The 12874-nt window shown below is 73.3% G+C and carries 17 protein-coding genes and 1 pseudogene; 4 read left to right on the plus strand and 14 right to left on the minus strand.

Going from position 1 to position 12874, the window contains the following annotated elements:
* Window positions 1-26: 26 nt before the first annotated feature.
* Both LO772_RS15790 and LO772_RS15795 read right to left on the minus strand, forming a co-directional pair.
* Window positions 27-974: an asparaginase gene (locus LO772_RS15790; RefSeq protein ID WP_231779041.1), complete on the minus strand. Its 948-nt coding sequence runs from the start codon at window positions 972-974 to the stop codon at window positions 27-29.
* A gap of 59 nt (window positions 975-1033) precedes the next feature.
* Complete coding sequence (locus LO772_RS15795) at window positions 1034-1621, minus strand: RsiG family protein (protein ID WP_231779042.1); 588 nt, start codon at window positions 1619-1621, stop codon at window positions 1034-1036.
* Between the two features lie 112 nt (window positions 1622-1733).
* On the opposite strand from LO772_RS15795, the gene dtd reads away from it, so the two are divergent.
* Together dtd and LO772_RS15805 are read left to right on the plus strand one after the other, a co-directional pair.
* A complete protein-coding gene (gene dtd / locus LO772_RS15800) occupies window positions 1734-2159 on the plus strand; it encodes a D-aminoacyl-tRNA deacylase (protein ID WP_231779043.1) in 426 nt (141 codons plus the stop codon).
* 149 nt (window positions 2160-2308) lie between these two features.
* The gene (locus LO772_RS15805; RefSeq protein WP_231779044.1) at window positions 2309-2497 is read left to right on the plus strand and encodes a hypothetical protein; all 189 of its coding nucleotides are present in this window, start codon (window positions 2309-2311) and stop codon (window positions 2495-2497) included.
* A gap of 22 nt (window positions 2498-2519) precedes the next feature.
* Here the strand turns inward: LO772_RS15805 and ygfZ are convergent, their stop codons facing one another.
* Window positions 2520-3524 carry a CAF17-like 4Fe-4S cluster assembly/insertion protein YgfZ gene (ygfZ, locus tag LO772_RS15810; RefSeq protein WP_231779045.1) on the minus strand — a complete coding sequence of 335 codons (1005 nt, stop codon included), beginning with the start codon at window positions 3522-3524 and terminating at the stop codon, window positions 2520-2522.
* 10 nt (window positions 3525-3534) lie between these two features.
* On the minus strand, window positions 3535-3999 hold the full coding sequence (locus LO772_RS15815; RefSeq protein ID WP_231779046.1) for a Fur family transcriptional regulator: 465 nt from the start codon (window positions 3997-3999) through the stop codon (window positions 3535-3537).
* Between the two features lie 74 nt (window positions 4000-4073).
* Between LO772_RS15815 and LO772_RS35820 the strand changes: the two genes are divergently transcribed.
* The gene (locus LO772_RS35820; RefSeq protein ID WP_269453216.1) at window positions 4074-5420 is read left to right on the plus strand and encodes an LCP family protein; all 1347 of its coding nucleotides are present in this window, start codon (window positions 4074-4076) and stop codon (window positions 5418-5420) included.
* A gap of 30 nt (window positions 5421-5450) precedes the next feature.
* On the opposite strand, the gene LO772_RS15825 is transcribed toward LO772_RS35820, so the two are convergent.
* Window positions 5451-5963, minus strand: coding sequence for an FABP family protein (locus LO772_RS15825; RefSeq protein ID WP_231779047.1), 513 nt, complete (start codon window positions 5961-5963; stop codon window positions 5451-5453).
* 293 nt (window positions 5964-6256) lie between these two features.
* Here LO772_RS15825 and LO772_RS15830 point away from each other — a divergent pair, with 293 nt between their 5' ends.
* Window positions 6257-6619, plus strand: a complete 363-nt coding sequence (locus tag LO772_RS15830; protein WP_231779048.1) for a DsrE family protein — start codon at window positions 6257-6259, stop codon at window positions 6617-6619.
* Window positions 6620-6655: 36 nt separating this feature from the next.
* On the opposite strand, the pseudogene LO772_RS15835 reads toward LO772_RS15830, so the two are convergent.
* The 9 genes and pseudogenes from LO772_RS15835 to LO772_RS15870 all read right to left on the minus strand — a co-directional run.
* Window positions 6656-6847: pseudogene (locus LO772_RS15835) on the minus strand (DUF3099 domain-containing protein); the annotation flags it as partial.
* Between the two features lie 32 nt (window positions 6848-6879).
* Window positions 6880-7203: a DMT family transporter gene (locus LO772_RS15840; RefSeq protein ID WP_231779049.1), complete on the minus strand. Its 324-nt coding sequence runs from the start codon at window positions 7201-7203 to the stop codon at window positions 6880-6882.
* A gap of 252 nt (window positions 7204-7455) precedes the next feature.
* The gene (locus LO772_RS15845; RefSeq protein WP_231779050.1) at window positions 7456-7746 is read right to left on the minus strand and encodes a DUF1416 domain-containing protein; all 291 of its coding nucleotides are present in this window, start codon (window positions 7744-7746) and stop codon (window positions 7456-7458) included.
* A 31-nt stretch (window positions 7747-7777) separates the two neighbouring features.
* On the minus strand, window positions 7778-8617 hold the full coding sequence (locus LO772_RS15850) for a sulfurtransferase (RefSeq protein ID WP_231779051.1): 840 nt from the start codon (window positions 8615-8617) through the stop codon (window positions 7778-7780).
* A 313-nt stretch (window positions 8618-8930) separates the two neighbouring features.
* A complete protein-coding gene (locus LO772_RS36345) occupies window positions 8931-9011 on the minus strand; it encodes a putative leader peptide (RefSeq protein ID WP_436786756.1) in 81 nt (26 codons plus the stop codon).
* Between the two features lie 91 nt (window positions 9012-9102).
* A complete protein-coding gene (locus tag LO772_RS15855) occupies window positions 9103-10512 on the minus strand; it encodes an anti-sigma factor (protein ID WP_231779052.1) in 1410 nt (469 codons plus the stop codon).
* Complete coding sequence (locus tag LO772_RS15860) at window positions 10509-11075, minus strand: sigma-70 family RNA polymerase sigma factor (protein WP_269453237.1); 567 nt, start codon at window positions 11073-11075, stop codon at window positions 10509-10511. Before LO772_RS15860 ends, LO772_RS15855 begins: the two co-directional genes overlap by 4 nt.
* A 218-nt stretch (window positions 11076-11293) precedes the next feature.
* Entirely contained in the window at window positions 11294-12607 is a 1314-nt protein-coding gene (locus tag LO772_RS15865; protein ID WP_231779053.1) for a hypothetical protein, read from the minus strand.
* Entirely contained in the window at window positions 12604-12864 is a 261-nt protein-coding gene (locus LO772_RS15870) for a MoaD/ThiS family protein (protein WP_231779054.1), read from the minus strand. Before LO772_RS15870 ends, LO772_RS15865 begins: the two co-directional genes overlap by 4 nt.
* Between the last annotated feature and the right edge of the window lie 10 nt (window positions 12865-12874).

Genomic DNA, 12874 nt, shown 5'->3' on the forward strand with positions numbered 1-12874 from the left:
GGTCCGCGGTCGTTTTCGCGACGGTGTCAGAACGCCGCGCGGATCGCGCCCACCGGGCGTCCGCCGCCGGTCAGGACGATCTCGGCGATCTCGTCGAGCCCCGGTGCCGCGATTCCGAGTCGGCCCAGCGCGGCGACGACGATCGGGCCGAGGGTGCGCACCGAGCCGTCGTCGACCTTGAACGCGAGCGCCCGGCCGTCGGCGAGCGCGACGCCCTGCACGGCCTCGGCGCCCATCTTCGCGATCAGGCCCGGCACGGCCCGCATGAGGAGGGTGTCGACGCGGCCGGTGCCGGCCACGTACTCGGGGTACGCGCGCATCGCGACGGCGACCCGGTGCTCCGGCGTGCCGGCGCGCGGGTCGGCCAGCGCGCGGAACAGGCGTGCCAGGCCGGTCAGTCCGAGGGCCGGGACGGGGGCGCCGCAGCCGTCGACGCCCCCGTGGGCCACGCGCTCGCCGGCCAGGTCCTCGACGGTGCGCAGGACCAACCGCTGGAGCGGGTGGGCCGGTTCGAGGTACGTCGCGGTGTCCCAGCCGTTGGCGGCGCACGCCGCGAGCCACGCCGCGTGCTTGCCCGAGCAGTTCATCACCAGCGGGTCGGGGCGGCCTCCGGAACGGAGGTAGTCCTCGAACGCGCGTTCGCCGAAGGGGTATTGCGGGGGCGTGTGCAGCGCGGAGGGGTCGAGCCCCGCCCGGCCGAGGATTTCGCGCACCCCGTCCAGGTGGAAAGGTTCACCCGAATGGCTTGCCGCGGCGAGGGCGAGAAGCTCGCCGTCGAGGTCGAGCCCGGCGCGCAGCGCGGCGGTGGCCTGGGCCGGTTTGACGGACGACCGCGGGAACACCGGCCGGGTGACGTCACCCAGCGAGAAGGCGATCGAACCGTCGGCGTCGAGCGCGACCAGCGCGCCGCGGTGGCGGCTTTCCACGAATCCGGAGCGAACAACCTCGGCCAGAACGGGCGACGGATCGGTCATGTCAGGCTGCCCCCTTGGCGGTTCACGGCCATGAACGGTCGGCAGCGATCAGTATCGGATCAGTGTCCCGAGAGCAAGTCGTCGACCCGGGCCTCGCCCTCGCGGTAGCGGCGCGCGATCTCCTGCCCGCACAGGTCGGCCTCGCGCTGCAACTCCAGCCGACGCGTGGATACTTCGTTCTCGTACCCGGTCAAGTCCTCGATCGCCGCGAGCAGTTCGGCCTCGTCCAGCGCGGTCGGGTCGGACAGCTCGGCGTCCGCGAGCACGCGCTCGACGCGGATGCGGTACCGCTCGGTGCGCGGCGGGTGCACGGGCACGTGCCGGCTCCCCCGCGCCGGGCCGCGGTGCTCGGACAGGATCGCGGACAACTGCTGGACCAAGGGCTCCGGCCTGCCGTCGACCGAGGTCTCCGAGGCGCCCCCGGCGGCCCGCCGGCCCAGCTCGGCCCGCAGGATGTCGATGCGTCCGTGCAGCACACGCCGCAGATACGACAGATCGCTCTCCTCGCGCTGAGCCGCCCGCCGCAGGCTGCGCACGGCCTCCAGGTCGAGGGCGCGTACGGGATCGTCGGCCGCGACGCGGGCGCCCGAGCCGGGAGTCTGCGGCCCCTGGGCCTCCGGCCGGGACGGCTTCAGCGGATCTGCCATGGCAGGCATCGTGCCACGGAGACGGCGACCGCGCGTGTCCGAGCGGTCCGATTCGCCCCAGACAGGTAACGCCCCGCCGCCGGCGCTCCCGCGCACCGGGGACAATGGCCGCATGCGAGCAGTCGTGCAGCGAGTGTCGGAAGCGTCCGTGACCGTCGGCGGCGAGACCGTCGGATCGATCCTGGGGCCGGGCCTGTGCGTGCTCGTCGGGGTGACCCACGACGACACCGCCGAGCAGGCCGAGCGCCTCGCGGCGAAGCTGTGGAGCCTGCGCGTCCTGGACGGCGAGAAATCGTGCTCCGACCTCGGCGCACCGCTTTTGGTGATCAGCCAGTTCACGCTGTACGGCGACGCGCGCAAGGGGCGCCGGCCCACCTGGAACGCCGCGGCGCCCGGCGACGTCGCCGAGCCGATGGTCGACGCCGTCGTCGCCGCGCTGCGGGCCCTGGGCGCGCACGTCGAGACGGGCTCGTTCGGGGCGGACATGAAGGTCGCGCTGGTCAACGACGGCCCCGTCACCCTCGTCATCGACATGTGAGCGGGCGGGGGGCGCGAAACCCGGGCGCCTCAGTCGTACGCCTGTTCCCCTTCCGTCCCCGATACCACTCGTTCGGGGGTTATCCCCCTATGGCCTCGGGCCGCGACAGCGGACAATGGAACACGGAGGCCATCGCAAGGGGGTACCTCATGTCCAACCGCGGCCCGTACATCGCCGCCGGGATCGTGCTCGGCATCATCGCGCTGTGGATTCTGCCCGGCTGGGTCGGGTGGCTTGTCTTCGCGGCCCTGATCGGGGTGCCGGTCGTCGCGTGGCTGTCGCTCGACAAGTCCCAGCGCCGCCGGATCCGCAACATCAATCGGCGGCGCCTGCCCTGAGCCCGTCGCGCCCGCGGCGCCGTCACGCCGGGACGACGACCTCCTGCGACGCGGGCACGCCGTCCGCCCGCAGCACGGCGTCCACGGCGGTGTTGCGCTTGATCAGGGCGAGGGCGATGGTGCCCAGCTCGTGGTGCCGCGCGGCGCTGGTCACGAACCCGACCGGGCGTCCGTCGAGCTCCACCGGGGCGCCCGTCGCCGGCAGCTTCTCCTCGGTCCCGTCGAGGTGCAGGAACACCAGCCTGCGCGGCGGCCGACCGAGGTTCTGCACGCGCGCGACCGTCTCCTGCCCCCGGTAGCAGCCCTTGTCGAGGTGCACCGCGGTGTCGATCCAGCCGACCTCGTGCACGATCGTGCGGTGGTCCGTCTCGTTCCCCACCCGCGGGCGGTGCGCGGCGATCCGCAGGGCCTCGTACGCCCACATCCCGGCGGGGTCGGCGTGCTCCGCACCGAACGCGGCCAAGTCCGCGCGCGGGAGGAACAGCTCGCGCCCGTCGGCGGTCACCCGGGCGGGCGGACCGGCGGCGTCCGCGAGCGGCTCCGGAACCGGCTCGAAGACCACGGCGTAGGCGTCGGTGACGTCCTCGACCTCGACGCGCAGCAGGAACCGCATCCGGTCGAGGAACGCGACGAGCGCGGGCGCGGTGCCCGGCTCCACGTGCGCCCACAGCGCCTCGCCGTCGTCGACCGCGTACATCGCGTGCTCGATGTGGCCGTGCGGGCTGAGCACGAGCGTGAGCGTCGCCTCGCCGGGCTTGAGGCCGGTCAGGTACTGCGTGGTGAGCGAATGCAGCCACGACAGGCGGTCCGGGCCGGAGACCCGCACGACGCCGCGGTGCGACAGATCGACGAAGCCCCGGCCTTCGGCGAGTCGGCGCTGCTCGCGCAGCGGGTCGCCGTAGTGCGCGGCGACGCCTTCGTCCGGCGCCTCGGCGGCGACGGCGCCGGGCAACGACAGCAGCGGACTGGGCCGCACGGACGACGGCGCGGAGGACTGATCGGGCGACGACACAGGACTGGTGGCCATACGGACCAGCCTACGTACCCCGCGCGGACGACGACGGCGAGCCTGCGGCCTCGGCGGCCCGCGCGGCCGTGCACGCGTCGCAGCGCCCGAAGATCGCGAAGTGGTGCAGGTCGATGTCGAAGCCGAACCGCGCCTCGACGGTGCGGGCCAGCGGCTCCGCGACCGCGACCTCGACCTCGGTGACCGCGTCGCAGTCGCGGCACACCAGGTGCAGGTGTTCGCCGCGCCCGGCCGGATGGTACGTCGGCGAGCCGTGCCCGAGGTGGGCGTGTTTGACCAGCTCCAGTTGTTCGAGCAGTTCGAGCGTGCGGTACACCGTCGAGATGTTGACGCCGTCGGCCGTCTTGCGGATCTCGGTCAGAATCTCGTCCGGCGTCGCGTGCCCCAGCTTGGTGACCGCCTCCAACACCAATTGGCGCTGCGGCGTCAGCCGGTACCCCTTGTCACGCAGCTCGCGCTTCCAGTCGGTGTCCACCGGCCAATTCTAGGCCGCTCACGCTTCGGTATCTTCCGGCGTGCGAGGCGTTCCGCCGGGACAGAATGCCCCTCGTGGGCGACGAAGAGTCCCGGGTGGGGGACGCATCGGACGGCACGGGCGGCGGGGGCGACGCGGAAGGCGCCGGGCGCGAGCGCGTGGCGGCCCCGGACCCGCACATCGACGACGAGGACGTCCGGGACGGCAGCCGCCCGGACCCCCCGGCGGCCGACGACACGGGCGCGGCCCCGGACGGCGGCGGCCTCGCCCCGGACGGCGACCCCGCCCCGGACGGCGGCGGCCCCGCCCCGGACGGCGACCCCGCCCCGGACGGCGACGGCGCCGCGGAGTCGCCCGACGGCCCGGAGGAGGAGACCGCGGCCCCGCCGGGATCGCGGCAACGGCGCCGGCGGCGGCGCATCCGGGCCGCCCTGGTGTCGATGGTGGCGATGCTGCTCTCGATGGTCCTGCTCGCGGCCGTCGGCGTGTGGTGGTTCGTCGACCACTACGCCGGCAAGGTCGACCGCATCCAGAACGCGTTCCCGGACATCCCCGTCGCCCAGCAGCCGCCGCGCGGCAAAGGCACCAACTTCGTGCTGGTGGGCCTGGACGCGCGGTCCGACATGCCGACCACCGGACGGGACGCGAAGGGCCCGCTGTGGCAGGAGGGCATGCAGCGCAGCGACGCGACGATGCTGCTGCACCTGTCCGCCGACCGGCGGCAGGCGTACATCGTGTCGATACCGCGCGACGCGTGGGTCCCCGTCCCGGGCCGGGGCGAGGCCAAGGTCAACGCCGCGTTCTCGTGGGGTGGCCCGCCGCTGCTGATCGACACCCTGCAGCGGCTGACCGACATACGCGCCGACCACTTCGCGGCGATCGACTGGGAGGGCTTCAAACGGCTGACCGACGCGCTCGGCGGCGTCGACATCGTCGTCGACGCGGATGTCCCGGCGGGTGCGGACAACCGCGCGTGGACCGCCGGGAGGCACCACATGAACGGAACCGAGGCACTGGAGTACGTCCGCGAGCGCAAGGGCCTCCCGCGCGGCGACCTCGACCGCGTCGAGCGCCAGCACACGTTCATGCGCGCGGTGTTCGAGAAGCTGCTCGGCGGAGGGCTGCTCGACGACCCGCTCGACCTGCCGCACCTGCTCGACGCGCTCACGGGGGCGATCAGCGTCGACGACCGGCTCTCCAACGCCGACCTGCGCGACCTCGTGTGGGGCCTGCGCAATCTGCGCGGCGACGATGTGCGGTTCATGACCGCGCCGGTCTCCGGGTTCCGCACCGTCGACGGCCAGGACGCGGTCGTCCTCGCGCCGGAGCAGTCCGCGTTCCTGTGGGAGAACCTGCGGGCCGACACGATGGACGTCTACGCCCGCAGCTACCCGTACGCCGAGACGCTGCCGGCGAACTGACCGCGGGGACCGGCGCGTTCGCGGCCCCGGCTACTCCGCGGCGAGGTCCTTCGCGACCGGCTTGAGCTGCGCGGACACGTGTGCCTGGAGGGGGTGCCCCATCGCGGCCATGTCGTACGCGTACATCAACTCGCCCTTGACCAGGCCGTAGAGCCGGTGCCCGGCGGTGTACTCCTTGGCGTCGACGGTCCGCGCGACGACGTCGGTGCGCATCTCCACACGGCCGTTGTTCGTCTCGCCGAGCCAGATCTCGACGATGCCGGTCGGGTGCGCGAGCGTCACCTCGACGCTGCCGTCGAGCCGCGACTTCCAGTACCCGGTCTCGGTCGCGAGCGGACGCACGCGGTTGCCCTCGTCGTCCAGCAGCCACGTACGCGACGTATAGGCCAGGAACGGGCGGCCGTCCTGCGTGAAGGTGACCTGCTGGCCGAAGCGGAAGGCCTCGATCGTCGGGTAGTCGCCGACGCCGACGCCCTCCCACGTGCCGAGCAGGAACGCCAACGGGACGACGTCGGGGTGCATGTCGTCCGGAATTTCGATCATGTCATCCGGCCTGGTACGGGGAATTCGGGCGGCCCCGAGCCTAGCGGTTCGCGGGTGTCAGCTCTGGCCCTTGTAGAGCTTCGCGACGCTCAGGGCGGCGAACCAGGCGACCATGATGCCGACCACGACCAGCAGCGTGATGAAGAAGACGTGCACCTTGGTGCTCCTCGTGCGAATGCCGCGCGTTCCGCGATCCGGGCCAAATCCCGAACAGTGTACGACCGGGGCGGGAGCCGCAGGGCGGCAGGGTGGCGCACGACACCGCCTCCGCGCGGCGCACTACCGTGGGCCGGATGAAGCGCTCTCTCGTGGTGAAGGTGACGGCGGGCGTCGACGCCCCGGAACGCTGCTCGCAGGCGTTCACGGTCGCGGCCGTCGCGGTCGCCAACGGCGTCGACGTGTCCTTGTGGCTGACCGGGGAGTCGGCGTGGTTCGCGCTTCCCGGCCGCGCCGCGGAGTTCGCGCTGCCGGAGGCGGCCCCGCTGACCGACCTGCTGGACGCGGTGCTCGCGGGCGGCCGGGTCACTCTGTGCACGCAGTGCGCGGCCCGGCGGGAGATCACCGGCGACGACGTGATCCCGGGCGTACGCATCGCGGGAGCGCAGGTGTTCGTGCAGGAGGCCCTGGGCGAGGGCACGCAGGCGCTCGTCTACTGAGGACGCGCGGACCAACGCGCTTGGGGCGCGGGCCTATTCGTCGAACCACTTCTCCCCCGGCGCGCGGCGGTTCGCGACGATCACCGCGATCGGCGGGATGACCATGGCCACGACACTCATCGCGACGGCCGCGTCCACCGAGACATAGCGGACCACCGCCCACGCGAGCACGAACAAGGTCACACACGTGCCCATGAGCAGGAAATAGAGCCTGCGTCGCCTGCGCACACCCCCACCGTACGTCGGCGCGGGCGCGAGGGTCAGTGGCTGATGCCGGAGAGGTTCAGGCCCACGACGCCCGCGAGGATCAGCGCGATCGAGATGAGCTTGAGGACGGACGACGATTCGCCGTACAGCCAGATGCCCATGATCGCGGTGCCGGCCGCGCCGATGCCGGTCCACACCGCGTAGGCGGGGCCCACGTCGAGGGTCTTGAGGGACAGCGTCAGCAACCCGAAGCTGCTGATCGCGCAGATCGCGAAGCCGATCGTCGGCCACAGCTTCGTGAAACCGTCGCTGGCCTTGAGCAGCAGCGCGAAGCCGGTCTCCAGGCAACCCGCGATGACGACGAGCACCCACGCCATCCGCGCCTCGCCTCCCCCTCTGCGGACGCCGCCCCGGCCCCGCGCTCGTGCCCCCGACCACAAAACGTTTCTGCGCGCGAACGGATCAGCGCACTTCCCGCGCGATCTTGCCCGGCATGCGACACGCTACACGGACAAGGGCGGCGTCCCTCACCCTTTCGGGGAGGAACACCGCCCATGTCGTGTCGGTCACGCGGTATCAGGCACCGTTGGTGTACGTCCGAAGGAGGCCCGCACCGCCGACGACCGTGGTCAGACCGCGATCTCGACCTCGGCCACGCCGCCCTTTTCGGCGACGATCGCGCGGTCCACCGTCGCGCCCGGGACGAGGGCCCGGACGGTCCAGGTGCCCGGTGCGGCGAAGAACCGGAACTGCCCGGTCGCCGAGGTGGGCACCTCCGCGGTGAAGTCGCCGCCCGAGTCCAGGAGCCGGACATAGCCGCTGATCGGCTGCCCGCCCTTGGTCACGGAACCCTGGATGATCGTCTCGTTCGCCACGTCCACTCCTGCCAGATCCGGCCCGCCGGCCTTCGCGCCGCACATATGTCTCTCCTTGCCTGCCGCGCTTCAGCGCTTACTTGCCGGAACCCAGCTCGATCGGCACGCCGACAAGCGCGCCGTACTCGGTCCACGAACCGTCGTAGTTGCGGACGTTCGCCTGGTCCAGCAGCTCGTGCAGGACGAACCAGGTGTGCGCCGAACGCTCGCCGATACGGCAGTACGCGATGGTGTCCTTCGACAGGTCGACGCCCTCGGCCTCGTAGAGGGCCTTCAGCTCCTCGTCGGACTTGAAGGTGCCGTCGTCGTTCGCGGCCTTCGACCACGGGATGTTCTTGGCGGTCGGCACGTGGCCGGCCTTCTGCGACTGCTCCTGCGGCAGGTGCGCGGGGGCCAGCAGCTTGCCGGAGAACTCGTCGGGCGAGCGGACGTCGACCAGGTTGGTGGTGCCGATCGCCGCGAGGACGTCGTCGCGCCAGGCGCGGATCGACTTGTCCTGCTCCTTGGCGACGTAGGTGGTCGCGGGGCGCTCCTTCACGTCGACGACCAGCTCGCGGGACTCCAGCTCCCACTTCTTGCGACCGCCGTCGAGCAGCTTGACGTCGCCGTGGCCGTAGAGCTTGAAGTACCAGTACGCGTACGACGCGAACCAGTTGTTGTTGCCGCCGTACAGCACGACCGTGTCGTCGTTGGAGATGCCCTTCGCCGAGAGCAGCGCGTTGAACGCCTCCTGGTCCACGAAGTCGCGCTTGACCGGGTCCTGAAGGTCCTTGCGCCAGTCGATGCGGACCGCGCCGCGGATGTGGTTCTTCTCGTACGCGGCGGTGTCCTCGTCGACCTCGACCAGGACCACCTTCGGGTCGTCGAGGTGCGCCTCGACCCAGGCGGCGTCTACCAGGACGTCGGAACGGCTCATGGGGTCATTACCTCCGGATTGTGGGCACGCCGCACCGGGCGGCAGAGCCACGGAAATGGGCACTGCACGGGCAGAAAAGTCTCGGGGTGAGCGCTGCGGCGACGCGCTGCGGCCGTCGGCCGGAGGAGGAGACGCCGTCGGGGCGGTCTCCGGAACGGTCGAGGCGGTCGGTCCGAGGGGCGCGGCGGCCTCGTGCGCGTCCCGCCCGCGCCGCACGGTGTGCGGGTCCGCGGGCGGACGCGGCGGTACGGGCCGCTCGCCGATCACACGGTCAAGGTCGTCTGTCACGCCGACCTGTGTGCCCGGACGCGCGTCAGCGCCGGCAACACAGGCAGGTCGCGGTGCGGCACAGATCGACTGCGCGCCGCTTGGTGAGGTCTGCCTGTCGCTTCACGTTGTCGATCGTAGGGACGTATGACCGGAGATGTCATGCCCGTGTCATATTTCGAGACGCAAATGCCCGAATGATGAGATTCGATGATCCATCACGGGGCTGTTGTCGCGTTTTCGACCGTTTTGGCGACGAGCAATTCGTTCTCGTCCCCCACGGTCGACACGACGAAGCGCGTGATCTCGTCCGGCGGAATGCTCGTCCCGCCCGGCACGTGCACCGACCCCGGCTTCTGGTAGCCGTCCTTCGGCACCACCCACGACGACGCGGTCTCCTGCCGGCCCCGGGTGCCGTACACGTCCAACTGACAGCGCGTCCCGCCGGGGATCCCGGCGAGCTGGAGGTCTATCGCGGTCCCCCAGGCCACCGCGCGGTAGACGAGCGACATCTCGGCGCCGGACGCGCCGGCGGCCGTCGCCGTGCGCTGGTCGGCGGGCGGCGGGGGCGGCGGGGCGGTCGCGGTCGGCGAGGCGGGCGGCGCGGAGGCGGTGGGGCGGGCCGACGGCGTGCTGTCGTCCTGCGTGCCCATCACCCAGCCGAAGGTGCCCACGAGCACGGCGAACGCCGCCGCGGAGGCGAGCACGGTCGTCCGCGTCCGCCGGTCCCGGCGGACGCGCTCCGCCGCGGCGGCGAACAGGTTCTCGGGCCGCTCCTCCCGCGCGACACCGCTCGCCTCCGCCTCGGCCGGGGTCAGCCGCGCCAGGAACGGCGGCAGCTCCGCGAGTTCGTCGTACTCGGCGCGGCACTCGGGGCACGTCGCGACGTGCGAGCGGATCCAGTGCGTCTCGGTCTCGTCGAGCGCGCCGAGGACGTAGGCGCCGAGATCGAGGCGCAGGGCTTCGCAGACCTGCCTGCCGGGATCCTCGTCATCCTCCGCGTCCCGGACCGGCACCGGGGGTTCGGGCCGCGGCTCGGGAGGTGCGGCGGGGGTCGGCGACGCGGTCGCCTCCGGCGCGGGCGGGGCCTGGCGGGGGCGCGGAGGCACACGGCCCGGGTCGGCGGCGGCCTCGGCCTCGGCCGGGGGCGCGGGGTGGGCGGGCCGGGCCGGGTCCGGCCGGTCGGCGTGATCCGCCGGGCGCCAGGGAGCGGCCGGGTGCGTCGGACGCTCCGGTTCCACCGCCCGTGCCGGGGACGCGGGATGGGGCGGACGCTCCGGGTCCGCCGGGTCGGTGCGGTCTGCCGCCCGCGCCAACGGCGCGGGATACGCGGGGCGGGCCGGGGCCGGCTCGGCCGCACGGCGGTCGGGGCCGGCCGGGGGCGCGGCTTCCGCCGCGTCCGCCGCGCCTTCCGGGTCCGTCGGGTCCTCCGCGGCGGACGGCGCGAACGGCACCCAGCCGCCCGGCTGTTCGTCGGCGCGCGGGGCGTCGGCGCCGGTGCGGAAGCCTCGTTCGCCGGCCTCGGAAGCGGTCGGCCGGGGGAACGCGTACGGCTCGCCTTCGGCATCGGGCGTACCGGCGGCAGGGCGCGGGTCGTCGGGCACGCCGGGCCCGTTGACACCGGTCACGGCACCAACCCCCGCTCCTCCAAGGCGACGCGCAGAGCGCGCAGCGCGTAGTACGTCCTCGATTTCACGGTGCCCTCCGGCACCCCGAGCACCTTGGCCGCCTCCGCGACCGAGCGCCCCCGGTAGTACGTCTCCAACAGGACCGCCCGGTGCTCGGGGGTCAACGCCCCCAGCGCCTCGGCCACTTCCCACGACAACAGCGCCCGGTCGAACTCGTCTTCCGCCCGCTCGTCGGCGACCGCGAGCAGCGGCGCGTCGCCGGTCTCGGGCGGCCGGGCCCGCCGGGCGCGGCCCCCGTCGATGACGAGGTTGCGCGCGACGGTGCACAACCACCCGCGGACCGGCCCGCGCGACGGATCGAGGGCGTCCGGATTGCGCCAGGCCCGCAGCAGCGTCTCCTGGACGACGTCCTCGGCCCAGAGACGGTCACCGGACGTGAGTCGGAGCGTATAGCCGAGGAGCGGGCCCGCGTGCTCCAGGTAGAGCGCGCGGATGACCGCTTCGTCCGCCGTGGGCAACTCCGCCGCCGGTGTCCCGGCCGGTGCCGAGCGGGCGGGTGGCACGTGCGGCCGGGGCGGCGCCGAGGCCGGCGACGGCGCCTCGGCCCCCGCGGGGGACGGGACCACCGTCGGCAGCACGCCCGCAACGCCCGATTCGCCGGTCACATGACCTTCACGGGCACGGGGGTGCTGCGGTTCATCGCGTCCCCCGGAACCGGCCCGGCGGCGTTTCCACGGCATGCCGGAATCCTCCCGTGATCTTCGCCCGACCGTCACTGAAGTTACCCGATCGCCATACGGCCCAGCAGGTAGACCGCGGGTGCCGCGAGCGCCAAGGGCAACGCGACCCCCGCCGTCATATGGACGAACCGGGACGGGTGGTCGTATCCCGCGAGGCGGCGCCCCAGCAGGCCCAGCAGACCGGCCCCGGCACCGAGCACCGCCGCGGAGCCGAGATCGGTCGCCGAGCCGACCACCGCACCCGCGCCCGCCGCGGCGGCCAGGCCGAGGACCGCACCGACCGGTCCGGGCAGCGGAAGGGCCGCGCACACCACGGCCGCGGCGACCGCGGCGACGCCGGCGGCGACCACCGCGCCGTCGCGGACGCCCGGGCCGTCGACACGCGCCGCCAGCACGAACAGGACGTCCAGCACCGCGAGCGTCGCCGCCGACAGGGTCACCGTGAGCGCGGGCATCAGCTCGGGTCGGCCGTCGCGCCGGGCGAGTTGCTGCAGCAGGACCACGCCCACGACGCCCGCCATGACCCCGGGCAGCACCCGGAGCGCGTGGTCGTCGGCGACGAGCACCGCCGCGTCGGCGACGAACGCGGCCACCACCGCGAGCAGGATCCCCTGCCGGGCCGGCCACATGCCGTGCAGCCGGAACCACCCGGCGGCCGTGAACACTTGCAGGAGCACGACGCTCCCGACCGACGCCGCACCGCCCGCGAGCGCGCCGCCCGCGAGCACGACCGCGAAACCGGCGGTGAGGAAGGCGGGGACGATGCCGGGCGGATGCCAGATGGGCACCCGGTCGCGCAGGCTCACCGGCTCGGAGGCCGCGGGCACCGTGCGGGCGGGCGCGAAGTCGACCTCGGACGCGACGACGTGCGGGAGGACCGGGGTCAGCCGTGCCGTGTGGCCCGCCGCGAAGGCGGCCTGCCCGAAAGGCGCGTCGTCGTGGTGGTCGAAGTCGCCCGTGACGTGGGCGCTTTCGGGGTCGTCGACGATGTGGGCGCCATACGAGCCGTACGTGTCGCGGGGGTCGTCGGCCGCGACGCCGTCCCCGAAGTCCGTCTCATACGGGGCCGGGACGCCGCCGTCGTGCGGATGCCCGGCGGGCGCGAACGCGTCGCCCGTGTACTGCGCGGGGATGCCCACGGCCTGCGGAACGCCGTGGTCGTACGGCTGCGGCGCGTACTCCGGGTCGTACTGGCGCGGCACGTGCTGCTGCGGTACCCCGTAGGCGAATTCGGCGGGTCCGTCGGTGTAGCCCTCCGGGGCGTACGCCTCCGGGACCGCGGTCTCCGCGCCGTGCGGGTCCCATCCCCCGTACCGCTCGTGGTGCCCCTGCCGCTCCGGGGGCGTGCCGCTCATCCGCCGGCGAAGGGCGGCAGGACCTCGACGGTGCCGCCCTCGGTCAGCGGCACCGTGCCGTGGTCGCGTTTGCCGACCGGGGTGCCGTCCACGACGAACGAGCAGTTCGCCACCACGCGCAGGAACCGCGGGGTGTCCGCGTGCCGTTCGCGGGCCGCCCGCACCGCGTCGGCCAGCGTCTCCGCGTCGTACGCCTCCTCGGCCGTCCCGGCCGCCTCCTTGGCCGCGGCCCAATACCGCATCGTGCCGACCGCCATCACGCCCACT

It is taken from the genome of Yinghuangia sp. ASG 101 (assembly GCF_021165735.1).
In the GTDB taxonomy this organism is placed as follows: domain Bacteria; phylum Actinomycetota; class Actinomycetes; order Streptomycetales; family Streptomycetaceae; genus Yinghuangia.

Bases quoted from the DNA above. Each gene is read 5' to 3' on its own strand.
- LO772_RS15790 (WP_231779041.1), bottom strand. From the start codon at position 974: ATGACCGATCCGTCGCCCGTTCTGGCCGAGGTTGTTCGCTCCGGATTC.
- LO772_RS15795 (WP_231779042.1), bottom strand. From the start codon at position 1,621: ATGGCAGATCCGCTGAAGCCGTCCCGGCCGGAGGCCCAGGGGCCGCAG.
- dtd (WP_231779043.1), top strand. From the start codon at position 1,734: ATGCGAGCAGTCGTGCAGCGAGTGTCGGAAGCGTCCGTGACCGTCGGC.
- LO772_RS15805 (WP_231779044.1), top strand. From the start codon at position 2,309: ATGTCCAACCGCGGCCCGTACATCGCCGCCGGGATCGTGCTCGGCATC.
- ygfZ (WP_231779045.1), bottom strand. From the start codon at position 3,524: ATGGCCACCAGTCCTGTGTCGTCGCCCGATCAGTCCTCCGCGCCGTCG.
- LO772_RS15825 (WP_231779047.1), bottom strand. From the start codon at position 5,963: ATGATCGAAATTCCGGACGACATGCACCCCGACGTCGTCCCGTTGGCG.
- LO772_RS15830 (WP_231779048.1), top strand. From the start codon at position 6,257: ATGAAGCGCTCTCTCGTGGTGAAGGTGACGGCGGGCGTCGACGCCCCG.
- LO772_RS15840 (WP_231779049.1), bottom strand. From the start codon at position 7,203: ATGGCGTGGGTGCTCGTCGTCATCGCGGGTTGCCTGGAGACCGGCTTC.
- LO772_RS15845 (WP_231779050.1), bottom strand. From the start codon at position 7,746: ATGTGCGGCGCGAAGGCCGGCGGGCCGGATCTGGCAGGAGTGGACGTG.
- LO772_RS15850 (WP_231779051.1), bottom strand. From the start codon at position 8,617: ATGAGCCGTTCCGACGTCCTGGTAGACGCCGCCTGGGTCGAGGCGCAC.
- LO772_RS15865 (WP_231779053.1), bottom strand. From the start codon at position 12,607: ATGAGCGGCACGCCCCCGGAGCGGCAGGGGCACCACGAGCGGTACGGG.
- LO772_RS15870 (WP_231779054.1), bottom strand. From the start codon at position 12,864: ATGGCGGTCGGCACGATGCGGTATTGGGCCGCGGCCAAGGAGGCGGCC.